This window comes from Paenibacillus sp. FSL K6-0276 (assembly GCF_037977235.1).
In the GTDB taxonomy this organism is placed as follows: Bacteria; Bacillota; Bacilli; order Paenibacillales; family Paenibacillaceae; genus Paenibacillus_AQ.
On the sequence record NZ_CP150276.1, the window covers coordinates 761,265 to 787,426 of the forward strand.

Below are 26,162 nucleotides of genomic sequence, written 5' to 3' on the forward strand. Positions count from 1 at the left end.
CTAGATCGTTGCTACTTTTAAGAATACTAAGCCGATGAGGCACACATTTTTTAAAAGTATATTCATGTAGATAACGATGCAACTTCACACTGCGGTTTAGCTATTTTGAGACTTAGTTCAACCCAAGCAACCTTGAGATCTTGTTTTTTGAAAAACCACGTCCTTCTATTGAATGTCATCTTTAATTCCCCTTATTACCATCTGGCTAGGGCATTAATCGAATTTATTGACCTATGACCTATACCATCATAATTAAGCAAAGCTTAATCCTAACCCCAAGTCAAATACCCATACAACTTACTCTCCACCGAATGCTCCAACACCAAATTCATATGCACAACGGATATGGAAGTACCATTCTTATCGACCATAGATGCCTGAACAGCACATTCTTGATCGGGATGTGCTTTACCCAGATAATAAAACTCTGTTCCGTCGGCATCGTCTTTTTTCACAAATACATGCAGGTCGATGTTTCGTTGGTCTGCCTCAAGTATGGTTCTAACCTCATCGGATTCAAGGGTTCGTCTACTTCTTGTGGACCACTTCAGAACCTGTGGACTCACAAATTCCTCCTGATAGTTCGTACTTGCTTCGACCCCGTCATGCTTGTGATACGTTACAAAGATCGGGCAGGTCTTGTGCTTCGTCTTGTATCCGTACATGGTAGAGCTTTCGTCGCTATGCCAATTCAATAATTTACAGGTATCTTTGCGGGAGTATTTTTGATATAGAGTTAGTGGCTCGCTGCATACATACTGCTCATTTTTATGAATTGCGGTTTGAACAATATCTGTGATCATTTCTCTGAAATAAGCGTTGTTCTGTAAGGACTGGGCCATCATCGTGTGGAATCTAAAGGACTGATCCGGAGCGAACTCCACGATAGCGGTGTTTCCATATTTCTTCTTCACTGCTTCAGTGAAAAAAGACAAGTCTAAAACACGTTTCACCGAATCGATCGTTTCGGAATCTGTTGAGCAACCCCTTTCTTGCAGGGCATTTATGTATTCTTCATAGGTAACTTGATCTTTTGCTAAAAGTAGCTTTAATAGTAGGATTTCATATTTGCGTTTTCCATTAAGAATCTCGGCGGACAACATCATTATAATCATTTTCTCTTGCTCGGATAGATGTGGCACGGTTTCTTTGATTTTCTGCAAAAAGTGATAATAGCTAAAGTGCTCCTCAGTAAAGATCAGTGGATCGATCGAATCGTTATCAATAAAATCGATTAATCGGGGGATTCGATTCAGTCTATTTCTGAGTTGGAAATATTCTTCTCTAAGGATTTTGAGCGCTGTTAAATTGCTGTTGCTAATCGATCGGTAAATTTGTTGCCTTGCAATCTCTTCGAAATTAATTGTTGAGACGCCTTTAATATAACTAGTGTCCTTCATATGACGACGGATATTATCCTTGTTCTGAGACTTGTCGCCGGAGAGGGCTACCGGAATCAAATAGTTGTTCTTATAGTTACCAATAAAGTCGATGATGGTGACGAACTCTTTATCCGAGTGTTTACGCAGACCGCGTCCTAACTGCTGAACAAATACAATACTAGACTGGGTTTGTCGAAGCATTACGACTTGGTTAATACAAGGAATATCGATCCCTTCGTTAAAAATATCGACCGTCAGAATATAGTCGAGGTTCCCCGCTTCAAGATCTGTTACACACTGCATACGGACTTCCTGAGAGTCATCTCCTGTTAATGCTTTTGTGCGATAACCCCTTGCATTTAACATGCGGGATAGCTCGATGGTCTCCTCTTTGCGACTACAGAAAATTAGCCCTTTTACCGTTTCGCCGGAGTGTCCGTAATATTCGATTTTCTCGATTAAGTATGTAACCCTTTCGTTCGTGACCAATTGAGAGAGCATCGTTGTATCGTCAATCATTTGGTCGTTATATTCAAAGTCAGTGACGCCAAAATAGTGAAATGGACACAACATATCTTCTTCCAAAGCTTCCTGCAGACGGATCTCGTAGGCAATGTTATAGTCGAAAAGCTCATAGATATTGAAGTCATCCGTTCGTTCGGGTGTAGCGGTCATGCCGAGTAGAAATTTAGGTTCAAAATGCTCAATAACTTTAAGATAAGAATGAGCTCCAGCTTTGTGGACTTCGTCAATCAGTATGTAGTCAAATGCCTTTGGATCAAAATTTGTTAATGTCGAGAGTTTAGAAATCGTCTGAATAGTGGCAAAAAGGTATTTGGCATCTGTATCTCTACTAGTACCGGATAAAATACCGTAGTCACTATCGTTGCCCCCTAGAATTCGCTGATAATCAGTCATTGCCTTGTGCAAAATTTGTTCTCGGTGTGCAATAAATAGCATTCGACCTGGTGCGAAGTTCCTCGTGTCAAAAGCAGAGAGATAGGTTTTTCCTGTTCCTGTTGCCGAAATGACCAATCCTCGCTGCGCTCCAGTGCTGCGAAGAGCTTGTAGATTCATCAGCGCACTCTGCTGCATTTTATTAGGTGAAATTGTACTAAAAACAGTTTGCGGGATCGCTTCAGGAATTAAGGGTAGCGTCAATGGATGGTTACGGTTTGCCTTTTGAACCTCGTCATAGAGAATTTGATACAATTCAATCCATTTATCCGTTAGTGGGACTGCGTTTTCCCATACTTTTTTGAATTCATTATGAAACTGTCCTAAGAGCCCTCCATGTTTAAAAGAGGTTAGCTTCACATTCCATTCATAGTTGGCTTTTAATGCAGCGGCGGTTAGGTTGGAGCTTCCCATAATGATAGTGGAATGATCTTCATGCTCAAAAACGTATCCTTTGGCATGAAATCCACTTAGATCCGTCAACCGTACGTTAACATTTGTGATTTTTAGAAGCTCTTTATAAATTTTAGGTTGGTTGAAGTTCAGATAATTTGAGGTAAGGATTTTGCCCGATATTCCGCGCATTTTTAGATCAGCTAAATGAGACTTCAGGGTGGCTAGTCCACTCTCTGTAATAAAAGCAACGGAAAAAATAAAGGACTGACAGCGATCCAGTTCTTCGAGCAAAGGGGTAAGAACAAAATCGCTGGTCTCTTTATTGTTGACTAGAAGCCTAGGCTTGTATTGATCTAAAGAATCTAGCTGTTGGTCAATAAACGCCCAGTTCAAGGTGCTTTTTAAATGCTGAATAGGATTGTCCATGTTATATTGTCAGCTTCTTCTGAATTTTGTGTACAGCAGGAATATCAGCAGGCGCCCAATCTAGTGACATCAGTTCATGAGCAGATAACCACTGGATAGCAACATGTTCAGTTAAGGTAGGCTTCCCACTTAGTAAGTGGCAATAGAAAGTAGTCAGATGCACAAAGCCAAAATCATATTCATGCACAGTAGTTTCAATTTCTTCGCCAATCTCAATTGAACAGTTCATTTCTTCGTTAATTTCGCGCTTCAGCGCAGCCTGAGGAGTTTCGCCTTCTTCGATTTTGCCACCAGGGAATTCCCACTTGTAAGCTAGTGTTTTAGTAGCTCCGCGCTGTGCACAGAGGATCTTATTATTCTCGATGATGACAGCTCCAACTACGTAGATATGCTTTTTCATAAGTTCCCTCCGGTTATGCAGTCTAGTATTTATGCAATCAATTCTGCATTTATAATTCTATTCTATTATAGTAATGGGGCTTTGGGCTACTGAGGGATATTATGAAAGATTTCTGACAGACTATTCATCGAATGAATGATAGCATCTAGTGAATACGAAACCTATTTATCATGTATGGGAGAATCGATAATGAAAACTATGCTACGTCTTTATCATGAAGGAAATACGGATTACCATTCAACCTTTTTTGATTTGATACATGGGGATACAGAGACGAAGCAGACCAAAGGACTCTCGTACCTATTTTCAAGATATCCTAACTTGATTCAGCTCTTTCTAAAAGAAATTAATCGTCTGACTAAATATAGGTACGCAGAATTTAAGCAGGAAATTGATTTTGTTCAAGTAGATGCGGAAATGTTATCAGCGGGAGAAAAGAAAATAAGACGCGATATTACTTTGTCTTTGTTCCATGGGAACACCAAAATACTAGTTATAGTAATTGAAGCTAAGAGCGTAAGTGCTTCTGTACTGCAAAAGGATATCACAAGACAACTGGAGTCGTATCTTGATCCAACAAATTTTCCGCTCGATGCTAATGTACCTCAGCTAGGTGTAACCTTAACAAAGTATAGAGTGCTTCATCCCCCTGAGAATGGATTTGTCAGTCTTACTTGGACAGACATTATAGAAATGATAAACGATGTAATTAGTCAAGAGATTAGAAGAGGTGAGGATGTAACTGTTGCAACAGAATTTATAGATTTTATTAAAGGGGTGAGAAAAGGAATGAAATATTACGAGGTTGAAGTTCTGTCGGTTGCAGCGGGTAAGACGCATGAGTTAACGAAGAATCATTTTGTTCATGCATGCCCACATACTGCGAGAGGGTTTTCATATAAAACTCCAATATATATAACTTTCAGATCTAGTGGCGGTGGAGAAATGGAGTTTCTATATAAGATTGATGAGATAGTTGTTCTTGATCCGTTGTCTCCTTCTCTCGACGTTTTATTAGAAGGTATACAGATAGATTTTGCTACTAGAATTAAAGAATACATATCAAATCGTATAAATGGTGGTTATGGATTTAATCATCCAGGAGAAGAGTATCGTTTCTATAATCTTTGTAGTAAAGGTGTAATTCATTTGAAGCATCTACCCAAGCCATTGATTAATAACTCTGGTGCACGATACTACTCTATCGCTGAACTCATAAAGGGAGAGAAAATAGTGGTTGTGGAGAGCCAAGATCGGTAAACGCACCAGGTAGATCAGCTTCAAAAGACTACGCTATCTCGCAAGCGGACATGTATCAAGCTTTGATGGAGACTCATCGTATAAGGTTTGTTCACACTGGACATTCAATGCATGTGGAAGCAGTTCGTTCGTTGGTTTATAAGGGTGCAACTCCTTAATAAACCCGTGCTAGAAATTGAATAAAGATGTGATAAATTAGAGGATCGGATGAATGGAGATTGGGACAAAAACCAAATCCATCAAGCCGTTCCTCTGTTTTTATATCAAGATATTGTTCAGGTTTTGTAGCACGGGATTATTCATACTGACAGAGAATCGGGTATTGTTAATTTGACTAATATGATCTACTACGTTACGTTTATAAGTCTATTCAGAAGGAAATTGAGAAACGTGAGATTGCTAGTATTTAGTGGGGTTGTATTATGGATAATAGAACGACTGCCTCAACAGGTATTTATAATATAGAACATAGGAGGATATATGTCCTGGAGCAAATTGAAGCAACAACTGGAGAGTTTTCTCTGTCCTGCATTATATGGAAGGGTCGAATACCGCGCAACCAGTTACCGTTATTTACCTGATAAATCAGGGAGTTGTTATATTTCGGTAGATAAAAAGAACGTACTCAATATGAATGATAGAACTAGCTCAATTAGATGGTATCAGACGGAGCAGGAGATTAAGAATGATTCAGATCTCCAAATTCCTATCAACCATGAAGAAATTGAAGCGGTTAGAAAAGATAGTAAGGGGATCATCCCAGAGGATCGTCTAATAGTAATTGCAAGAAGTAGAAAAATATCAGAAGTTGCAAAGGAGCTTTTGTCAGCACAGACATCATTAAGTAAATCGAATTTTATCGTTGTAGCTAATAAGTTTTTATCTACTTCTATAGAGGAAAGCATAGAGAGCAATGATATCTTATTGAATATTCTAGCTTTAGTGGACAGACGAGTTGGAAAAAAGCGAATTTTAAACATGAGTGAGAAGATGAAGTTAAAGCATCCAATTGTGCAATATTTTTATGAAGTAAGGCGTAGTACATTATGAAAATAAATAACTTCATTGAATATTCAAGAGTAGATACACTGTCAGGAAGTGTCTTGACTTTTCTTGAAGCGAATTTCATGTAATTTTATATCCGCAGATGATCTTACAAAAGCTATGATGATGGGAGGGATGTCCGCATATGCTACATATGGATCGGGTTAGACTAAGATCTTTCGTAGCCGGTTTTCATTGATGGGGGCTCATCGTATAAAGTTTGTTCACACTGAGCACTCCACACACGTGGAGTCCGTCGTATTACTTGTAAGGAATGTGTAACCCAAAAATAAACCCGTGATATAACAAATAAACTCGTGCTAAAAATCGAATAAAGACGTGGTAGAATAGGGGGAGGGACGAATGGAGAACGGGGAAAACCCAGATCCATCAAGCCTTTCCCCTGTTTTTGTATCAAGACATTATTCAGATTATAATAAAGTCGTGATAGAAAAAAGAAGTGAAAAATTGAGAAAAGCTTCGATTTGTAGCATGGCTTTATTTATACGAGCAACGGTGGAATGCGGGTTTGAGGGCTGTTTTTTAGCAGGAGTTTATTCAGTGTGAACAAAAAAATTAAAGCAAGATGCAGCGAAATGACTCTCAGGAGATACGTTTATCAGACACGGCTTTTGCTTTTGCATCCATCGATGCAGGATGGTATCCTGATTTTAATTCAGGGAAGCTTTAGGCTTGTCATGATTAATCATAAGGAGGAGTTTTATGGAATTAGAATTGTTCAATTTTATAGAGAATGTTACAGAGTATCTGGAGGATTCCAGAAATGAGTTGAATGCAGCAAGCAGAGATATACGGTTATATTTTGAAAAAGTATTAGAAGATTATAATGAAGGGTCTTTGAACGTTAATTCCAGAGTCAAATCTACATCAAGTCTAAAAGAAAAAATCCTTCGAAGTGGCTACTATAAAAAATATACATCTCCACAGCAACTGATTTCGAGCCTGTCAGATTTAATTGGGATACGAATTGAATGCAGATTTATTGAAGATGAAAAAGAAATATGTGAGCTACTAAGAAAACATTTTCATGAACAAGATGAAGATGGGTATTTTTACAATTCCACGAATAAAAACATAAAATTAAAGTTGGCAGGAGAACAACCTCAACGGCAAAAAAATGGTTTTGAAATATTCAGGATAGACGGGTATTGTCAATATGAGGGTAAAAAGATCAGCTTTGAATTGCAAATTAAATCTCTCGTGAATATATTCTGGGGAGAGATTGAGCACAAGGTCATCTACAAAAATAATAATTATACCTTAGGAGACGAATTTATAAAAAACCTAATGACGTCGATTAAGAAAAATCTCTTGATGATTGATAGTCAACTATTGGCAGTAGATAATCAAATCAATAAACAAAATTCGATTAATCCTACCAATCGGAAATGGCAGATCCAGAAGCTGCTGTCAAAGATTATTTATGATATTTATTCATTAAAAATGGAAAATAACATTGGTCTTGTCGTGGATTTTAAAGAATCCAGTGATACGATCATGAAATATATTTTTCGATCTAATAATGCGGAAGAACTAGGAGACTACAGTGGAACATTAGTTAAAACATTGAATAGGTTGAATGATGTCAGTCGGAATCATGTTTGCTTTACTAGTGAAATAACATTTGAGAAGGATATATATTTTCAAGATGAATTTAGCAATATGATCGGCAGCACAATCTTAAAGTCCATCAATCGTGATTTTAATTGGAACTTATTCTTTCGAGTTTTATTTGAAATAGAACTAGGCAATAATGCGGAGGATTTCGAGAATTTTATTGGGTTTTTCAAGAATTTGTTGGAAAAGAATATCAACTTTGTGAAATTGCGTTCAAAATTTAATAGTGAAGAAGCAGGTCACATTGCGAACTTACTTATGAAGGAAGTAGCATACTGTTTTACGCAAATTGATTCCATTACATTTATATATGACCGTAGCATTGAAGAAATCAAGCATGTTGTAGACAACACTATTGATTTGATCGATAGAAACATCGATTCATACCAGCAATGGGAGAAGGAACATGAAGTTTACCTGGAAATGACCGGTTCAAAATTATTATCAAAGCTCACGTAATGGGCATATCGTGACACGTAGAAAGTGCAGTTGATATGGTAGAGTTTCCTCATTTCGCTTACATGTTTGGAATACGAAACGGTTCGTCTTGTTCTTCGACTACCTGAGTTCGCCATGAAGGAGCGGCATGCCGTGTGCGAAATTTTGCATCCGGGAAGCGACGATGCAATGCCTATTCATTCCGAACGCCGTGAGGGTAGTTTGGAGCTAGAGGTTTCTGTTCGGAATGGTTGGCAAACCTCTGTCATTTCATAGCTCATGACCCACGTCGAAGAGGACATCATTCATAGATGTCCTCTTCTTGGTACAATATGCTTTTAAATGAAAGAATAGTATCCTAGAACAGGACAGTTAGTAGCTTTTGCGGCTTGAAAAGCTTCATCTACGTTATTCGAATCATTTAGCAGAAGGGAATAACGATATTGATGGAATCCGCCTAAATCTACTTTGAAATTGGTTTCCCAGAAATTGTTCATTACCCATGCATATACATCATCAATATTGTTGACACCTTCTTCACCACATAATTTGATCTCATGTGATTTGATATCTCCCATCATGATCAGTGGTGTATCAGGTGTCGTGATGATTAGAGAGCTGTTCGACGACTGATAGCACATGCCATCTTGCAAGGCATAGAAATCCGTACATGTTCCAGGTAATTGGTCTATTCTTGGACGGAAAATCGTGCCCGTTTTTTCAACCCAAAATTCTTCATTGTCATAGCCTGTTGTGAATGGCAATGCCAAATACAAGTTTTCCGGTTCCCACACACTTGTTTTATGGAAGCGGAAATCGACATCAATTCGAGGAATCTCTTTGTATGCAGTTAGGATAAGAGAGCTGGCATTGGTGCCTTTCAGCTGGTAACCGAGCTCAACACGAGAATAAAGTGGTCCGTCTTCTAACACAGTGGCAGATAGGAGTTTTCCGATATCTCTTTGCGTATGCACGGCCTTGCGGTTGCGTCCCATCAGGCGCCTTTCCTCGTACTGGGTTGTTTTCACAGGCGTTACTTCATAAATTGGAGTAAAGGCGCTAAACTTGCTGGTTGGTTTGATTAGCTCCTTATCATTGATTTTGTCATAGATCGAAGTGATGCCTTGTCCTTCTTCATATTGAATACGGAAGAACTTGTTTTCCAGTTTATAAGGAGTTACAACTGAGCCCGTCTGAAGTGTTTCGGCATATGTTGTTGCCAAATCGTTTACACCCTCGACTGCTATCTTGGCACAATTACCAGCTGAAATTAAAGGAGGTGCGGCAATGTCTCTGATCACGTAGCTTTTCTTTTGCTTAGCATCTAACTTCACTAGGATATTGATTTCGTATCCACGAGCATAATGTCCGATTTGATGAGGTACAACTAGACCAGTATCCTTCTCCAGTATCTCAAAATGCTTGTGTCCAAATAAAGATTCCAAACTAACATTCAGGACATCTATTACAGGGAAGTCATGTGGATTAATAGCTCCAAAAGTTAGTTCCTTATGGACTGAGGTAGGAGTTTCACCATGGAAATAAGTTATTTTATTGATAGCTCTTGAAGCAGATTCGTTGGCTTTGAGCGCAAATAAGCTTTTCCTTAAATCGAGTTTATTTACATTCGGATGCCATGGCTCATCGATGGATGATGAATAACCCCAAGTGTGCTCAGCATAAAACAATAAATTGTACTCGGTACTGTCGAATACTTCTTTGCCTATAATTTTCCCATCCGGATCCAGCTGACGTGCAGCGTACAGCTTTCTGCTTGCTTCGCGATAATGCTGGACGATATTTGGTGTAGAGCCTACGCCATCAGCCCACCAATCGGTCCAATCGCCAGAATAGGTTGGGATTTCAACTTCAGCTTGGTTTAGAATATCAAAGAATTCATCCAGTGTTACCATCTGAAGCTCAATTTCCTGACCGTGTATCGCATTGTATTCATGAATGAATTCGATGATTCTGGTACTTGCAGGAGAGTTATCTCTCATTATTCCTGAGATACTGACTGGTACGAAATCATAAGGATGCTGCTGCTCTCTTAGCACTCTTACATAGGCCTCGATTCTTTTTTCGGCCATATCGAAACTACTCAAGTGTTCATGCATTAGACCATCATGAATCGTATACTCATAATCATATTCGTTACAAACCAGCTCATTGCCGATCAGGTAATGCTCTCCATTCCATACAAGCAACTTATTCCCCTTTGGCGACTGCCAGTAGAAAGGCATTTGCTTCTTGAATAAAGGGTGGTAGCCATGATGGGTATGAATGCAGGACATCAAGTTTCGGATCCCATTCTCATATAGCGCATCAGCATATCCCCAGCCATAGCCGTTAATATCAGCGGTCATGGCAGAAGTCATTTGAATCGAGTAACGCTCCATACTTGTTACACTGCGAGCGATTGTATTGTTTAGAACGGTATAATCAACTAATTCTGTCATGTTGAGATAGTTGCCGGATAGTCCGATCTCACCCGATTTGACATATTTAATAAAATCATCGATATAGGATTGATCAGCGGTTTCGAGGAATTTCTCTACGCACCAGAAGCTTTCACAATTCCATTTGAAGCCTTCCCACTTGGTTTCCCCCGCATGAATGGCATTTAGAATATCAATGACTTCTTTAATATAATAAATATGATGCAGTTCTATTTTTTCTTGATAATCGGTATAGCCTATATCTGTGTGACTGTGATGAATCAAATACATGGTGAATTTTTGTTGTGACATTCGATAACCTCCAACATAAAATTTGTTAAAATAAATCATATGTAATTACAAATGTGTGGAAGGAGATATAAAGGAAGTAGGGAGTGTTACACCCTACTTCCTTTTGTTTAAAGGTTTCTTCTAGGCATAAACATATAGTCGAACACAAATTCTTTTTCATTTAAACGATATTGTTCCAATGTGTAGGGACCACAGCTTCCTGAGCCGACTCCAGTCATCGCATAGTCAATGTTCCAGACGGTGTAGCCACTTTTTTGCAGTTCAAAATGATGTTTTTTGGCAGCCAGTTCTTCTCTGGTATACTCCGAGGCGCAGAAGCTGAAAGGCTTTGTGCTGTATGCCTTAAGTATTGTATTCGCATTTGAGAGTGTACATTCTTCTGTGTCATAGTGCGAGCCGTTCTCCTGCGGATAAATATAGTTTTCAAAAAGCTCAGGCACAGTTGCGTTAAACATACTTTTATAACTACCAGCGTGTTTATCGCTATAGCTCTCTTGCGGGCCATAGCCGAAATAGGTACAATTTTGAAAATCCTCGGTCAGAAAATACCGCATGCCAAAGCGCGGCAGATAGGCTAGGTCCTGACGGACGGATACATGCAGTGACACTTCTATGGCTCCGCTTCCATACACATGATAAACTGCTTGAATATTGCAGAAAGGAGCAGCGCGATCTGCTACAAGTGATAGAGGGCAGGTAATGGTAACACAAGTATTAGATTGTTCTACCGATGTTTCGTAAGTATAGGTATAAGCCGCATCCAGCCGTAGGTTTTTCCAGGAATGTTTGATGCTGTAATTGGAAATCCCAGCCTCACCCATATCGTTATCCGTAGGGGCGCGGTAAATATCAAACTCAGCTGGTCTGGCAAAACACTCTAAGCCGTTTATCACACACGAATCAAACGTGCCGAGTGCAGTATTAAAATGATAAGAAAATGCTTCACCACAAATCAGCCATCCGGTTTCGGTTTGCTCAGTCGTTACGGCAGAGTGCGATACAGGCAAGGACACACTCATGTCTTCTGTGGAAAGATCAAACTGATCAAATCCAAGCGACGTTCCGGCCGGGATGAGCGGATGAGCGTTTTTTTGCAGATATTCGAATTTCAGATAAACACGAGCCCCGTCTATAGGCGGCAGCGAAAGCGGTAATGGTACTTTTGCGTGCGGGGCAAGGTTGAAGTTAGCAATGCTACCTTCTGCAATTTTAGTACCGTTTTGCTCCAGCGACCAGACGATAGTAACAGCATCGGAGAGGTCTGCAAAGTCCAACTTGTTTTCTACAGAGAATGTATTTCCTGCTCTTGTTATATGAACAGGACGGGCACAATTCTTCAGCTCCATCAAGCCGGTGTGCGGCGTACGGTCGGGATAAACGAGTCCGTCTACACAGAAGTTGCCATCATGCAGCTTTTCGCCAAAGTCCCCGCCATATAGATACTGTGCATTGCCACTTGAGTCATACTGTAGAATGGCATGATCACACCATTCCCACACAAAGCCGCCGGCAAAACCATCATAACGATAGAACAACTCATAGTATTCGGATAGACTGCCGGGACCATTGCCCATAGCATGGGCAAACTCACACAAGATCAATGGCTTTTTGCACTCCTGAGCCAGCTTTTCTGTATATTCTAGATCAGGGTACATATAGCTTTCTACATCCAGAATATCAAAGTTGAATTTCCCCTGATCCTCAGGCATAAAGTTTTTTGATTCATAATGAAGGAGACGTGAGCTGTCTAGCTTCCGCACAGCATCAACAGCAGCTAACGTATTGGCACCTAATCCACTCTCGTTGCCAAGTGACCAGATTACTACACAAGGGCGGTTGATGTCGCGAGTGACTAGACGCTGCACACGATCTACAATAGCCGTTTCAAACCGCGGATCGTGATGGACAAGCGCATACCAGTCATTATCGCGATCACCATGACTTGTCCATGCGCCATGCGTTTCCATGTCACCCTCGTCAATCACATAAAAGCCGTATTCATCGCATAAATGATAAAATTCCGGCGCATTTGGATAATGCGATGTGCGAATAGCGTTGATGTTGTGCTGCTTCATCAACTGCAAATCCCGTACTATTTGCTCGCGCGAAGCCACGTAGCCGGTATCGGGATAGCTGTCGTGACGGTTTACACCTTTGAACTTGATCGGCTGACCGTTGACAAGCAGCACATTATCCTGAGCGGATATCGTACGAATTCCGATCGTGTCTATAATTCGCTCCTGTAAGGTATCAAGAACCATCTGATATAAATACGGCTGCTCGGCATTCCAAAGCACAGGATTTTCTATAGTCAGGCTAAGCGTGTCGTCGCATGTTTCGCCCTGTGCCACGACCCTGCCCTCGGCGTCCAGGATTTTAACGGATTTAACAAGCGCCGTGCCGAAATCATCAAACTTGAATGATACCGTGGCACTTTCTTGTTGTAAGGACGTTTGTACAACATAATGGCGTACATGATGTTGCGGGCGTTGCAGCAGATATACATCGCGGAAAATGCCCGACATGCGGAATTTATCCTGTGCTTCCAGATAGGTTCCGTCGCACCATTTTAAGACCATAACGGCGATTTCATTCTCACCATCTTGCAAAAATGGAGTTATATCATATTCCGCAGTGGAATGTGAGACCTGACTGTAGCCTATAAATACGCCGTTGAGAAATACATAATGACAGGAATCCACACCTTCAAAATTCAAATAAAACTGTATTTCCTCTGTAAGCTCCACGGAGAAGGTGCGCTTATAAACACCGCATGGGTTCTCTTTTGGCACAAAGGGCGGATTATACGGTATCGGATAATCAATGTTGACATACTGATGCTTGTCGTATCCGTACATTTGCCAGTTGGACGGAACCGGAAGGACGTTGTCTGAAACTCCCTCCAGAGTAGCTTCCGCAAAGGAAGGATAATACGTAAACATCCAGCTTCCGTTCAAGAGCAATACACGCTCATTATTTTCTTTCGATATGGAGTTGTTGCTGGGTGCACAGGGAATGTAATAAGTCCGGTCTGGCATTGTGTTCACTCGAACGATATTTAAATCCTGGTGATAATTATAATTCATACTATCTCTCCATTATCATTTGATTTATAAAGTGACAGGATAAAATTGATCGCTTTCGGAAAACGCTTTGGCTTGCAGACATACAAGGGCGCTGCGAATCCCGTCTTTCAAAGGGGCAACGGATTCGGTGGTTCTGCCCTGCATCAGATGTACAAAATTCCGCATGAGTACAATATCACCGCCGCCATGACGCGAGCCTTGATCATCGAGACGCACAGTGGTTACTTTATCACTCATGTGGTCAAATACTTTGATTTCATTGGTGGCGAAATCGAATTCCACGGTGCCCTTATAGCCATATAACCTAGCCCCTCGGCGCGCAGCCCCTTTGCGGGCAAAGAAGTTCTGCGAATACATGACGTGCATGCCGCTTTCGTATTTCACAATCATGCTCCCGGAGTCTTCGTTACCGGTGTCTACCGCAAAGCTGCAATAGTCGTTACGCGGAGTGTCATTCCGCACATGAGTGATATTGTAAGTACTGTCCATACAGGTTTCCCATTGGTCACATTCGCTGCAGCGAAGACCGGCAGGCATGTCGCCTTTATAAATTTGTTTGGATTTCATGGCACAAACGTTCACGGGTTCTTCACCCAGCAAATAGTTGATGACGTCGATATCATGCGTTGCCTTTTGCAGGAAAAGCCCCTTAGAAGCGGATTCATCTCGATACCAGTCGTGGAAATAAACAAATCCATAGGGAACATCGTTGAACGCCTGTACATGCTCAACCTTGCCAATCGTGCCGGCATCTAGAATACGCTTGACCTCCTGCACCAGCGGTGTGACGCGCAAGGGGAAGGAAACAACTGTGGGAGCCGTTGCGTTCGCTTCGCAGTCGGCTAACGTTCTCAGATCCTCCATCGTAGTCGCCACCGGTTTTTCCAAAAACAACGGCAGATTGCGATCCAGCACCTTTTTGGCGAAATAAGTATGCATGTTGCAGTTCGTACCTACGATCACGCCGTCCAGTTTTTCGTTGTCCAGCATTTCGTCCGCATCCGTATAAAAGGTAATGGTATCCGGATTCATCTCGCAGCTGCGCAAAAGTCCGTCGATTTTATCGATTCCCATTTGGTGCATCGATTCTTTGGAGCCGTCTTTCTTCATTAAAGCCCGCACGCGCTCATGGTCGGGATCAGCTACTGCCTTGATCTGGATTTCATAAGGTAGCGCGAACAAATCATCCATCAGCATGTCGATCCGCACGCCGTATCCAATAACACCAATATTCAACAAAAGAAGGACCTCCTGTTATTTTTTTAGTTCGATTTGTTTAAGCTCACCAGCGGAAAGAGTTACCATTTTCATTTGAACGAAGTAATTATGCGTTAAGCGCCGAGCGTTTGTGCATTCATCCGCAAGCAGCGTAACCATCGTGCTGTACGCTGTAGGATTATACAATTTCAGGTGTACGGAATCCTGATCCCACTGTGCAACATAGCATTCCACATGGTCGAATACCTGAAGAGTGCGGCTGGTAAAATCCACATAGACGCCGGGTACTTCCACAAACGTAAGCAGCATGGAAACTTCCGGCCAGTTGGAGCCATAGAGGAATTCACCAAGGGTTTCCATGCCTTCCCAATCACTTGTTTGCACACGTTCATTCATATAGCCTGGAGGTAAATATTTCTTTTCAAGCGTAAACTCCGGATCTTCCGCCAGAGATACATACTGCGGTAAACTGTGTGCAATGGCATGTAGATCCTGCAGATATTTTGCATTGCCAGTAAAACGAAACAGCTTGAGAAGACTGTTGCCTGAAAGTGTACAAATCCCAGGAGCAGAATGCTTGTTCTGCGCGTTGGCAAATACCGTGCCGCTGCTATGCACACCACGCTTTGCAGCTGTACTGTGTGCAGGGAACACAAAGTCATAGCTCATGACCCATGTCATGGCAATTTCACAGGTATATTCCGCATAGGATAGCCAGATGCTCTTTCGGGTCGTTTCATACAGCTGGACATAGCTTTCCAGCATGGCGAAGGCCGCTTCGCTATCCGGTGCTTGACAGATTTCTCCTGGACAGCCGTTCAGCATGCCTTTTACTAAATAGTTATTGTAATAATGCTCACCGAGCTGTTCGGCGACATCGAGGTATTCCGCAGACTGAAAATATTCGCTTGCCAGTGCCAACGCGCCTACAGCCATACACGCTCCGGCAGAATTGCCTATTACTATTTCTTCTGTAGCCATATCAATGAACTGTCCGAGCTGCCCGTATTTTCGGAACAACCGTACAAATGCATCGCAAAGAGCCTTTACGGGTTGCTCAAACTCGATTGTGGAGTGGTGATTCTCCGAAAGCCACAATAGCTGCTTCATTACGAAATAGAGCAAGTCGGCATTTTTTCGGACGAGCAAAATGGTGTCAGAGTTACTGTCGAAGCCGTCACCATAAAATTTTCCGTTTCCATACATGCCGAACACCCATCCGCTGGGATGCTGCAACCGTGAAAAAATAAAGCGAAGGGTAGACAGTGCGCGCTGCCGTGCTTCGGATGTATCTTCCAGTAAGAACGGATAGCTGTTCATGCCTCCACCAATCCAGCCTGCCTGCCAACACTGTTGAGGTATATTCCAATCGGTCCCTACGGAGTAATATCCTTCTTCTATAAAGTTTTCTCTTTGGTATTTTTCTTTGATACTTATATATGCCTTATAAAATGGAACGTTATAAAAAAGCTCCGGAATCTCCAACGTTGTTTTCGAACCATTCACCTGTTTGAAAAAGTCAGGCAAAGATATTTGCTGCCAATGAAAGACACAAGCAGTAAGAGTCAATGTTTCACCTTGCTTGAACAAAGCTCCGGTATCCTGAGATGGAGCTGAGACATCTGGACGAAAGCCCTGTCCGTCGTTTTGATCTCCAAAAAAATATTGTGTATTTTCGCGTACACCCGGAACGGACAGTACAAAAGAGGCTTGGCGATCGACTTGATTTTCATCGACGGTAAAGCCTGTATAATACCCCCCGCATTGATGCTCACCTAACAGGACAGAACCTGATTGATCGTTGAGATCATAAAATCCGCACAAAGAAGATGCCATATCACCAGAAAGCAAAGAAATTCGCGATTCTGTTTTCTCAATATCGAGATGAGGAATGCTGGTTATGACTTCGGCATCTGTAAGTGGGCTATTTTGGGGAGGTGCATAATAAGGCGGATAGGGAAGAGGCAAGCTTGTAAAGCGGTTACCATTATAAACCGCACCTGGCATCAACACATAGTTGCCTTTTTCCCATTGCCCGGCCTCCATCGAAAACGAAAAATTCATCGGAACTATTGTTTCTTCGTGAAATGACAAGGTAATATCCAAACGTTGGCCCTGCGGCAGGGTATGCGTTGTAATCGAAGCACTGCAAGGGTAGCGGGAAAAAGTATATTGACTGTTTTCTAGATTCACGGAAAATTTCTCACAGTCTAGTACTTCACTGCCGTTAAAGGATTTACACATAAGAGAATAACGCATAGCGGGTTCCTTTCTATTATCGCTTATTAAATAGAAATCCGGTGTAAGATATTGCAATACACCGGATTTCATAAAGGAGTGCGAGATTATTTGGTTGTTCTCCAGGCGTCATATTGAGCCTGCTTTTCTTTGATGATGTCGTCCACACCTGCAGCTTTCAGGCGCTTGAGGAATTCTGGCAATACTTTAGCAGGGTCAACTGAACCAGAGCTGAGTGCCGGAATCATTTCGGTGGTAACAGCAGAGCAGTTTGCAAGCTGAGTTTTTACAGGTGTCGAATCGAACACGAAGCCCGATACTGGTGAAATTTCTGCTGTTTTGTCAGCTTCATAGATGATTTTTTGAGTCTCTCTTTGAATCTCACCATCTTTGTTCTTGTCATAGTTAGTACGGTTGAAGTTAGGGCTGTAAGATTGACCAATTTGCCATTCGTTAAAGTTGAAATTGTATTTGCCTTCAACCATAGTAAACTTGCCATTTTCATCGTAATTGTAGTCAACGCCCTCTTCACCAAGCGTAATCAGTTTGTACAGCTCATCGTTGGTGTTGAGCAGTTCAACTAACTGCAAAGCTTTTTCAATATGTTTGGATTCGGAATTGATTGCAATAGCAGCAGTAGAAGCTGCGCCCGCAGGAATCATCGTGCGAGAGGTGGAAACGGTTACTGCAGGAGCATTACCTGCGCTTTTAGTCATAGACATATTGCTGGCATCAGGATTACCAGGATATTCAATGCTGTCAGGCCAGCTGCCCGTTTTCTCAGCGACAAATTTGGCTGCTTTACGGTCAGGAGAAGTATCTTTTACTGTTGCGCCATCCTTGCGAACATAACCTTTGACGAACCAGTCGCGCATAATTTCAGTGTACTTCGCAAAATCTTCCGTCTCAAACTGGTTGATGACTTTGTCTTGATTGTCAAGGTTAATCCAGCCAGGGATGCTAGTATCACCTACGGCTTCCATGTTCCATAACAGCGGATTGCTGGCAAACATGTTTTCACTTTCAACGGAGCTCGTTTCAAACCCGATCATTTCTCGGTGTTTTGCTAGAGTATCGCCAAGGAAAGGTCCGATCTTTTCGAGTACCTCAATTGTAGGCTTGCCTTTCAAGGCTTTCCAGTCAAAACCGGTTTCATCTACAAGATCAGAACGGAACTTAAAGCCCTGTCGTTTAGCAGTGCCCCACTGTTGATAGTTCACGAGTCCATAGATCTTACCATTTACTTTAACGCCTTCCCACAGTCCTTCAGGGATACGGGAATAAGTTTCAGGCGCATATTTAGGGAGGAGGTCAGTCAGATCAGCATAAGCACCTTTGGCTGCGTTTTCAAAGAAGTTAATGCCACCCCAGTTTGCAGTGAAGCTGAGATCCCAATCGTCGCCGGAATTGATCATCAGGTTCATTTTCTCGGCATATGTGCTGCTGTCTACAAGAATCAGATCCAGTTTTGCATTGATTTCTTTGCCAATGATTTCGTTCGCTTTCTTCATGACGCGGTCAAAGTCATTGACAGGGCTGTTCATCATGTAGAATTTGAGCTCAACCAACTTTTCATCAGTTGGAGCAGAAGCCGGAGCAGAAGCCGAAGCAGAATCGTCGGTAGAGCCTGCTTCTTTCTGCCCGCAGCCGGTCAGCATCATGGTAAACAGCATCGTTACAGACAACAGAATTGCGGAAAATCTTTTCATTGTATTTCCCCCTAATATTTATTTAATTTTCCGGTGGTTTACCGGTAAAATTACTCTTTTACAGCGCCTATTGTCAAGCCTTTTTCAAAGTACTTTTGCAGTAAAGGATACAGCAAAATAATAGGGCCGATGGCGAGTACGCAAGTTGCCATGCGCGCGCCTTCACTAGGCAGCATTCCAATAGCAGCCTCCATTGACTGTGAAGCTTGTGCGTTCGACTGCAAATATCCAATGTTGTTCATCAAAGATTGCAGCAGATATTGTAGGGGGCGTAGATTTTGTGATTCAATATACAATGATGCGGTCATCCAGTCATTCCAGTAGGCAATGGCTACAAACAAACCGATGGTTGCAAGCGACGGTTTGGAAAGCGGTAATGCAATCCGGAAAAAAGTACGGATTTCACCCGAGCCATCGATACGCGCTGACTCGATTAATGAATCTGGAATCGTACGGAAGAAATTTTTCATAATCAGTATGTTAACCGTCGACACCAGATAGACGATAATCAGCACCCAGATGGTATCCTTCAGATGCAGGATGCGCGTCAGCAAAATGTACTGCGGAACAAGACCGCCGTTGAACAGAACCGGAAGATACACAAAGAAAGTGAGCGCTTTGCGGTGAGTCACTTCGGGACGTGTCAGTGAATACGACAGCATGGAAGTAATCAGCAGATGTAAAAGTGTGCCGACAACCGTCACAAAAATCGTAACGGCATATGCATTTAGAATAGAGCCTGCTCCACTGAATACATACTGGTAAGCAGCCAGACTGAACTCTTGGGGCCAGAAGCGATATCCGTCAAGCATCAACGATCGCTCGTCCGTAAACGATATGGATACAACCAAAAGCAGAGGAAGGATGCAGGCTAGGCTCATGGCAATAAACGTAAGATGAATCACTAATTTTGAAAAATGTAGTTTTCTCAGAAGCATGTATTTTCCTCCCAATTAGAAACGGATTTAAGTCTTTTTTCAAAGACAGTATTCCGTTTCTGCAGATCGATCAGAAAGTGCAAATTTCATCCTTTCGGATCGATTAAAATAGTGCGCTATCGGGATCCTTCTTTTTAATGATGTAATTCGAGATCAACACAAGGAAGAAACCAACTACCGCTTGATATAAACCAATTGCCGACGCCATGCCGTAGTCATTGACCTTTTTCAGCGAGCGGAATACAAGTGTGTCGATAACGTCTGTTGCTGGGTAAAGAGCACCCGCATCATTTGGAAGCGTGTAGAATCCGTTCCAGTCACCCAGACCGCCATTGAACAATTTCCCAACCCACAGCAGTGAAAGAACAATGATGGTCGGTTGTAAAAGCGGCAATGTAATATGTTTAATACGTTGCCACTTTGAAGCACCGTCCAGTTGCGCAGCTTCATAGTAGTCGGTGTTAATCCCGGCAATGGCCGCTACATACAGCACCGAATAGTAACCGACGTTCTTCCATATATAAGCAATTGGCAAGATGTATCGCCAGTAAGACGGCTCACTGTACCAGTAAATGGTCTCTCCGCCGTTTTCGGTAATCATGCTGTTGACAATACCACGGTCAACACTCAATAGGCTGAAAAGAATGAACTGGATGACAATCCATGAGAGGAAGGTCGGTAGCAAAATCGATCCCTTATAGGTAGCGGATACAAATTTGTTTTTTATTTCATTTAATAGAATAGCCAGTGCCAATGCGCAAAGCGTAACGGCAACTGCTTGTACTACATTGTAAAAAAGTGTATTGAAGGTAACGTTTCTCGCAGCGTCGGATTTAAAGAAAAACTCAAAGTTTTTGAATAGCGGGTCCATCCATGGACTTCCGAGAATACCATCGCGTGCATTGTAATCTTTGAAGGCAATGATAACGCCGACCATCGGGATGTAAAATAAGATCGCAACAAAAATTAATCCGGGTGCCATCATTAAATAGAAAGGCGTCTGACGTCGCGCGCTGCGCAATGTTCTGCGAGGCTTACCCGTGCGATTCGGAATTGCATTTGTAATCGTCTTCATTGTTTCACCCCCTTTCTCTGCATTGTTTGTACGTCTGCTATTACTGTAGCTAAGAGGGGGGTGGTGTTCAACAAACAAATATGTTGTTCTTTTTGTTTTTCAACACTGGGCATCTCTAAAAAATAGCGATTTCTACAAAGTGTAATAAATCGTTGAGGTATTATTTATTTATAACTATAATTAAGATCAATATATACTAGGAAGCTGTCACTAGGAGGTCGTAATGAAGCTCTCAAATAAAACCAAAAAAGGTAGTACGAGCTTTCTACGTAAATCTTTTTTCTCTTTTTTGATTATCTCGTTCATCATCACTGTTTTACTTACGACTTTTTTGTCATTTACTTATTTACGCACTACGATTTCATTAATTAACGGCTTTAACGAAAAACTGATTGCTCAATCCAATTACAGTATCACCTATCTCGACGAGACCGCCAAAAAATTTGGAAATGCTCTTTACACCGACAAAGATATCATTTCCTATTTAAACATGGAAGAGAATGATGTGCGTGTTGCAATTGCAGCAAGCAGGGTAATTGACAAACACTTTCTGACTCTGAAAGATATCGACAGTGTGTATCTTTACAATGCGGGATTGGATTTGTTTTATTCCTCACGGAGCGGTGAACGTCAATCAACATCTGCATTTTCTGATCAGGTGATTGCAAAGTTGTTAACTGACAAAAATTTTGTGGCCGATTATCATGGTCGTCCCATTGTGGCATCTGTTGATGAAGCAACACAATCGGCAAATGTGTGTTCATATATATTATTTGAACCAGGGAGCACGGAATCTGGCCTAAAAAATGCTATCGTTGTCAACATTCGAACAAAAGCGCTTACGAACTCTATCCAAGCGATTAACAGTAGTGATTCAGTTCCTGAAACATCTTTTTTTGTGGTTGACTCGGGCGGTTCTATTTTAAGCATGGCCCTCTCACCGGATTTTGCTCATGACATGAGTGAAGTGCGGACATTAGGCCGGAAAGCGCAGGAACTGGACGGCAATATGAATCAGGTGCAAAAAATTGACGGAATCAGTTATCTTGTTTCGAGCAGTAAAAGTAATGCAAACAACTGGTACATCATGGGCGTTACACCCTTCAAAAAAATTTACAAGGATGTAATCACCGCATCATTCGTGTCGGCGGGGATCGTAGCAGCTGTGTTTATTTTTTGCGCGGTCATTTGCCTGTTCTTGGCACGCAGACTGAACAATCCTATTCAAGCCATTACGAAAATCATAAATGGGGAAGCTCCTGAAAAAAGCAATCCACTCGTGTCTGACACGGAAGAATTTCAAGTTATTCTATCGGTATTTGAATCGATGAAGGAGCAAAATTTGCGGCTTGATAAACTCATGCGCGAAACCGGCTATGCTGCCAAACAAGATTTACTAAATTCCCTGTTAAGTGAAAGTTCAACGTATTCGATGAATACCATTCTGGACAAGCTTCATGATCTGGACTTGGATTATATCGCCTCCAACCAGCTGTGTATGTGTCTATTCAAAATAGATAATTACAGTGTATTTAGGTCAGAAAATAGTCAAGAAGAGCGTTGGGCATTGCGTTATGCCATTGTGAATATTGCAGCAGAAATAGCGGAGGAAATTCCGTGTGAAATATTCAGTTGTGATTCTGATAAATTCGTAGTGTTAGTTGATTGTGCAGAAGTAACGCAATTTAAGTTAGTGCAGGAAAAAATAGAGCGATATTTACGCGAAGTACAAAGTAAAACGCAACAATTTATTCGTATATCTTTATCTATGACGTACAGCACCTTGTTTAAGGGAATGGAACATTTGCCTAGCATGTATAACAGTATGAAGGGTTCGATTCAACTCAAGATTCGTTATGGACATGGATGCATTATTTCTCCTTATATGATGGATGAAATCAATATGGATGATTTCCATGTACCTGTGAAGAAGGAAGAACAGCTGATCGAAAAAGTACTTGAAGGAGATATTGAAGGTGTTGTTGTCATATATCAATCTATCAAAAAGCAGTTGTATAATTGTTCTTACAATGAAATCATATCATGCATTATATATTTGATTTATTGTCTTTATTCCGGTGTACTTAGCAAGATGCCTGCCATAAAGGATAATCAAGATCTATTTCTGCAGGAGTTGTTGCACAATCTGCAAGATGCAGAAGTGAGCACGGATATCGATGATGTAATGAATACCTTTTTGACAAAGCTCTGCAGTAAGGTAATGATGTTAAAAAACTCGTCAAACAATAACGATTATTTAATTCAGCGCATTATCGGAATTGTAGAACAGGAATATTCCGATACTGGCTTATGTTTAAGTTCAATTGCTGAAAAGTTGCGTATGTCTCCGAATTATGTAGGTCGATTGTTTAAAACGTCATACGGGCAGTCGATTGCACAATACATCTTTGATTTGCGAATGAAAAAGCTTGATGATTATATGCGAAGCACCAATCTGACCTTGTCGGTGATTATAGAGAAGATTGGCCTTGAAAGGAACAATTATTTTTATACTCGATTCAAGAAGCATTTTGGCATGTCTCTCAGCGAATACAGGCTGCATCTGGGACACGATGTTGATGATGATGATTGAATTCAGGCTTGTACAGCATAATTAAATTTTTGATTAACGGCCCTTATCTCTTTCGTTGGAGACGCGGGCTTTTTTGTTACAATTATTCGTTTTGAAAAAGCAGAAAAACATAATAAAGTACTATTTTTGAGATTGATGGTTTGAAATCTCGCTGACTACAATATGTATGTTTTATTAAATTATTTACATCCTATTTAAGGAGTGATTACGTATGTCAGGAATAGAATATCATGTTTCATTGGTGGGTAACGATTCGTGGGAAGGTACACGATCAGCTCCATTAAGAACCATTTCAGCGGTAGCTGAAATGGCGCTGCCGGGGGATGTAATCACTGTACATGAGGGCACCTATCGGGAGAGAATCAATCCTCCGTGTGGAGGAGAATCGGATGATAATAGAATTGTATATCAAGCCGCAGTTGGTGAAAAGGTTGAAATAAAGGGCTCCGAAATTATTACTAATTGGGAAAAGGTGCAAGGGGATGTGTGGAAGGTAATCCTACCTAATTCTTTCTTTAAGGGATTTAATCCATACGCTGACCTTATTCAAGGGGATTGGTTTACTCCGAAGGGGCGGGATCACCATACTGGAGCGATTTATTTAAACGGGAATTGGCTGGTAGAAGCAGCGGAATTCAATGATGTCATCCATCATGAAGGAAACACAATGCTCTGGTTCGCAACAGTTGACGAGCAGAACACGATGATCTGGGCTAATTTTGGCAACTCCAACCCGAATGAGGAATTAGTTGAGATTAATGTAAGACAATCCGTGTTCTATCCGAAGCAGTCAGGCATTAACTATATAACCGTCAGAGGATTTACGATGCGTCATGCGGCAACGCCTTGGGCTCCACCGACTGCCGAACAGGTTGCATTGATAGGAACTAACTGGAGCAAAGGGTGGATTATTGAGAATAATGTCATCAGTCATTCGAGATGCACGGGGATTTCCCTCGGCAAATATGGTGACGAGTGGGATAATGCTGAGACAACCACCGAAGCTTATCACAGAACGATTGATCGCGCATTGGGGAATGGTTGGAACAAAGAACAAATCGGCCATCATATCGTTAGAGGTAATACCATTTCTCACTGTGAGATGGCTGGTATTGCCGGCAGTTTGGGGGCTTGCTTCAGCGTCATAACTGAAAATATAATTCATGATATTCATGTACAGCGCTCCTTCACAGGAGAGGAGATGGCCGCCATTAAGTTTCACGGCGCCATTGATACTTTGGTAAGTAACAACCGTATCTATCGTTCGGTGATTGGGCTTTGGTTTGACTGGATGACTCAGGGAACACGTGTATCGAGGAACCTGCTATATGACAATTATACAAGTGATCTGTTCGTTGAAGTCAATCACGGTCCGTTTATGGTGGATCATAACCTTTGTCTCTCTACAGATTCCAAGGATATGTTGCTGAACGTTTCTCAAGGTGGAGCCTACGTTCATAATCTGTTTATGGGAGCAGTTTCAATATTGCCCGACTTAGGCCGCTCTACGCCATATCTTCGAGCACATTCCACTGAAATTGCAGGACATCATACGCTTGAATGCGGAGATGACCGCCTATATAACAATTTAGTTGTTGCTCAGAAGGATCAGAATGGGTTAAGTAAGTATGATTCTGCGGCTTATTCTGTATTTATGGATGGGAACGTGTTTCTTAATGGAGCGAAACCTTGTATACACGAGACGGCGCCACTTGAAGCAGACTGGTTTGATCCGAGTATCAAGTTTGTAATCGAAGAAGATTCTGTTTATCTACATCTGACATGTCAGATGGATTGGAAAAATCAAAAGAGCCGCAAATTAGTAACAACAGAGCTCCTTGATCAAACCCAGATATCGAAGTTGCCTTATGAGGATACTGACGGCAAGCAGTTTAGGTTGGACACTGATTATTTAGGGGTTGCAAGAGATGAAAGTAATCCTTACCCTGGTCCTTTCGAAATGATGGGAGAGGGCCGGATGGTTATAAAAGTTTGGCCTCATGCATAAATCATAATTTTAAGCTAAGTAGGATCCAAAACAGGGAGAACAATCATATGACAGAAATCAAAATCGATTTTAAAGGTTTAGAAGATTATGAAGGTAAGCTTTATAAGCCAGTGTGGAAAAAATTGCGTTGTGTTCGTAGAAATTAAGCAGATTTATTTCATATCACATAGTTATAAGTACAGCCTCTTTTTCTTATAGAGAGGCTGTTTATGGTTGAAGTATATCCTATCAGAAACAAGGTACTGAAATAGAGAGTTGGTTAACAAGCGCAATGCCAAACAGCCCCTTTTCCTAATGGAAACGGGGCTGTTTAATTTTACCCTATGTAAATTTCTACAAAAAACTTTTTAGAGAATGTATTAAAAATATGAGTTACAGCACAAAAATTAAGGTTGCAGAAAAAGCAAAAAACATCAAATAGTTCAGTTTTTGAGATTGCTGGTTAGAGATCAGCTCGGCTACAATGCTAAGTAACTTAGCTGCGCATATTTTGTGAATAGCTGATTTATTTAATCAAACAACCTGGGAGGGGATTAAAAAATAAGATTATTGCAGCAAAGCAAAACATTTAAAAATTTCAGTGAGAAAAAATGTAAGCGCTACACT

16 protein-coding genes are annotated in these 26,162 nt (G+C 41.4%); 7 read left to right on the forward strand and 9 right to left on the reverse strand.

Features of this window, described 5'->3' with window-relative positions; all coding sequences use genetic code 11:
- Positions 1-269: 269 nt before the first annotated feature.
- Both MHH52_RS03475 and MHH52_RS03480 read right to left on the reverse strand, forming a co-directional pair.
- The gene (locus MHH52_RS03475) at positions 270-3,161 is read right to left on the reverse strand and encodes a DEAD/DEAH box helicase (protein ID WP_340006663.1); all 2,892 of its coding nucleotides are present in this window, start codon (positions 3,159-3,161) and stop codon (positions 270-272) included.
- A gap of 1 nt (position 3,162) precedes the next feature.
- The gene (locus MHH52_RS03480; RefSeq protein ID WP_340006664.1) at positions 3,163-3,561 is read right to left on the reverse strand and encodes a (deoxy)nucleoside triphosphate pyrophosphohydrolase; all 399 of its coding nucleotides are present in this window, start codon (positions 3,559-3,561) and stop codon (positions 3,163-3,165) included.
- A 189-nt stretch (positions 3,562-3,750) separates the two neighbouring features.
- Between MHH52_RS03480 and MHH52_RS03485 the strand changes: the two genes are divergently transcribed.
- The 5 genes from MHH52_RS03485 (at position 3,751) to MHH52_RS03505 (ending at position 8,217) form a co-directional block, all read left to right on the forward strand.
- Positions 3,751-4,821, forward strand: a complete 1,071-nt coding sequence (locus MHH52_RS03485; RefSeq protein ID WP_340006666.1) for a hypothetical protein — start codon at positions 3,751-3,753, stop codon at positions 4,819-4,821.
- 480 nt (positions 4,822-5,301) lie between these two features.
- On the forward strand, positions 5,302-5,871 hold the full coding sequence (locus MHH52_RS03490; protein ID WP_340006667.1) for a hypothetical protein: 570 nt from the start codon (positions 5,302-5,304) through the stop codon (positions 5,869-5,871).
- A gap of 357 nt (positions 5,872-6,228) precedes the next feature.
- Positions 6,229-6,432, forward strand: coding sequence for a hypothetical protein (locus MHH52_RS03495; RefSeq protein WP_340006668.1), 204 nt, complete (start codon positions 6,229-6,231; stop codon positions 6,430-6,432).
- 156 nt (positions 6,433-6,588) lie between these two features.
- Positions 6,589-7,962 carry a hypothetical protein gene (locus MHH52_RS03500; RefSeq protein ID WP_340006669.1) on the forward strand — a complete coding sequence of 458 codons (1,374 nt, stop codon included), beginning with the start codon at positions 6,589-6,591 and terminating at the stop codon, positions 7,960-7,962.
- A 66-nt stretch (positions 7,963-8,028) separates the two neighbouring features.
- On the forward strand, positions 8,029-8,217 hold the full coding sequence (locus tag MHH52_RS03505; protein ID WP_340006670.1) for a hypothetical protein: 189 nt from the start codon (positions 8,029-8,031) through the stop codon (positions 8,215-8,217).
- A gap of 62 nt (positions 8,218-8,279) precedes the next feature.
- Here MHH52_RS03505 and MHH52_RS03510 read toward each other — a convergent pair whose 3' ends face one another.
- From MHH52_RS03510 to MHH52_RS03540, 7 genes are all read right to left on the reverse strand, one after another.
- A complete protein-coding gene (locus tag MHH52_RS03510; RefSeq protein ID WP_340006672.1) occupies positions 8,280-10,691 on the reverse strand; it encodes a glycosyl hydrolase in 2,412 nt (803 codons plus the stop codon).
- 107 nt (positions 10,692-10,798) lie between these two features.
- Complete coding sequence (locus MHH52_RS03515; protein ID WP_340006673.1) at positions 10,799-13,777, reverse strand: glycoside hydrolase family 2 TIM barrel-domain containing protein; 2,979 nt, start codon at positions 13,775-13,777, stop codon at positions 10,799-10,801.
- 24 nt (positions 13,778-13,801) lie between these two features.
- Positions 13,802-15,016: a Gfo/Idh/MocA family oxidoreductase gene (locus tag MHH52_RS03520; RefSeq protein WP_340006674.1), complete on the reverse strand. Its 1,215-nt coding sequence runs from the start codon at positions 15,014-15,016 to the stop codon at positions 13,802-13,804.
- Positions 15,017-15,031: 15 nt separating this feature from the next.
- Complete coding sequence (locus MHH52_RS03525) at positions 15,032-17,239, reverse strand: hypothetical protein (protein WP_340006676.1); 2,208 nt, start codon at positions 17,237-17,239, stop codon at positions 15,032-15,034.
- Positions 17,240-17,340: 101 nt separating this feature from the next.
- A complete protein-coding gene (locus MHH52_RS03530) occupies positions 17,341-18,942 on the reverse strand; it encodes an ABC transporter substrate-binding protein (protein WP_340006678.1) in 1,602 nt (533 codons plus the stop codon).
- A gap of 50 nt (positions 18,943-18,992) precedes the next feature.
- Positions 18,993-19,880, reverse strand: a complete 888-nt coding sequence (locus MHH52_RS03535) for a carbohydrate ABC transporter permease (protein WP_340006680.1) — start codon at positions 19,878-19,880, stop codon at positions 18,993-18,995.
- Between the two features lie 103 nt (positions 19,881-19,983).
- Complete coding sequence (locus tag MHH52_RS03540) at positions 19,984-20,955, reverse strand: ABC transporter permease subunit (RefSeq protein WP_340006682.1); 972 nt, start codon at positions 20,953-20,955, stop codon at positions 19,984-19,986.
- Positions 20,956-21,178: 223 nt separating this feature from the next.
- Between MHH52_RS03540 and MHH52_RS03545 the strand changes: the two genes are divergently transcribed.
- Both MHH52_RS03545 and MHH52_RS03550 read left to right on the forward strand, forming a co-directional pair.
- On the forward strand, positions 21,179-23,548 hold the full coding sequence (locus tag MHH52_RS03545; protein ID WP_340006684.1) for an AraC family transcriptional regulator: 2,370 nt from the start codon (positions 21,179-21,181) through the stop codon (positions 23,546-23,548).
- A gap of 211 nt (positions 23,549-23,759) precedes the next feature.
- Positions 23,760-25,556, forward strand: a complete 1,797-nt coding sequence (locus MHH52_RS03550) for a DUF1565 domain-containing protein (RefSeq protein WP_340006685.1) — start codon at positions 23,760-23,762, stop codon at positions 25,554-25,556.
- Positions 25,557-26,162: the final 606 nt, after the last annotated feature.

What these genes read in the sequence shown, in the direction of transcription:
- MHH52_RS03475 (WP_340006663.1), bottom strand. Translation starts at nt 3,161, where the DNA reads ATGGACAATCCTATTCAGCATTTAAAAAGCACCTTGAACTGGGCGTTT.
- MHH52_RS03480 (WP_340006664.1), bottom strand. Translation starts at nt 3,561, where the DNA reads ATGAAAAAGCATATCTACGTAGTTGGAGCTGTCATCATCGAGAATAAT.
- MHH52_RS03485 (WP_340006666.1), top strand. Translation starts at nt 3,751, where the DNA reads ATGAAAACTATGCTACGTCTTTATCATGAAGGAAATACGGATTACCAT.
- MHH52_RS03490 (WP_340006667.1), top strand. Translation starts at nt 5,302, where the DNA reads ATGTCCTGGAGCAAATTGAAGCAACAACTGGAGAGTTTTCTCTGTCCT.
- MHH52_RS03495 (WP_340006668.1), top strand. Translation starts at nt 6,229, where the DNA reads ATGGAGAACGGGGAAAACCCAGATCCATCAAGCCTTTCCCCTGTTTTT.
- MHH52_RS03500 (WP_340006669.1), top strand. Translation starts at nt 6,589, where the DNA reads ATGGAATTAGAATTGTTCAATTTTATAGAGAATGTTACAGAGTATCTG.
- MHH52_RS03510 (WP_340006672.1), bottom strand. Translation starts at nt 10,691, where the DNA reads ATGTCACAACAAAAATTCACCATGTATTTGATTCATCACAGTCACACA.
- MHH52_RS03515 (WP_340006673.1), bottom strand. Translation starts at nt 13,777, where the DNA reads ATGAATTATAATTATCACCAGGATTTAAATATCGTTCGAGTGAACACA.
- MHH52_RS03525 (WP_340006676.1), bottom strand. Translation starts at nt 17,239, where the DNA reads ATGTGTAAATCCTTTAACGGCAGTGAAGTACTAGACTGTGAGAAATTT.
- MHH52_RS03530 (WP_340006678.1), bottom strand. Translation starts at nt 18,942, where the DNA reads ATGAAAAGATTTTCCGCAATTCTGTTGTCTGTAACGATGCTGTTTACC.
- MHH52_RS03535 (WP_340006680.1), bottom strand. Translation starts at nt 19,880, where the DNA reads ATGCTTCTGAGAAAACTACATTTTTCAAAATTAGTGATTCATCTTACG.
- MHH52_RS03540 (WP_340006682.1), bottom strand. Translation starts at nt 20,955, where the DNA reads ATGAAGACGATTACAAATGCAATTCCGAATCGCACGGGTAAGCCTCGC.
- MHH52_RS03545 (WP_340006684.1), top strand. Translation starts at nt 21,179, where the DNA reads ATGAAGCTCTCAAATAAAACCAAAAAAGGTAGTACGAGCTTTCTACGT.
- MHH52_RS03550 (WP_340006685.1), top strand. Translation starts at nt 23,760, where the DNA reads ATGTCAGGAATAGAATATCATGTTTCATTGGTGGGTAACGATTCGTGG.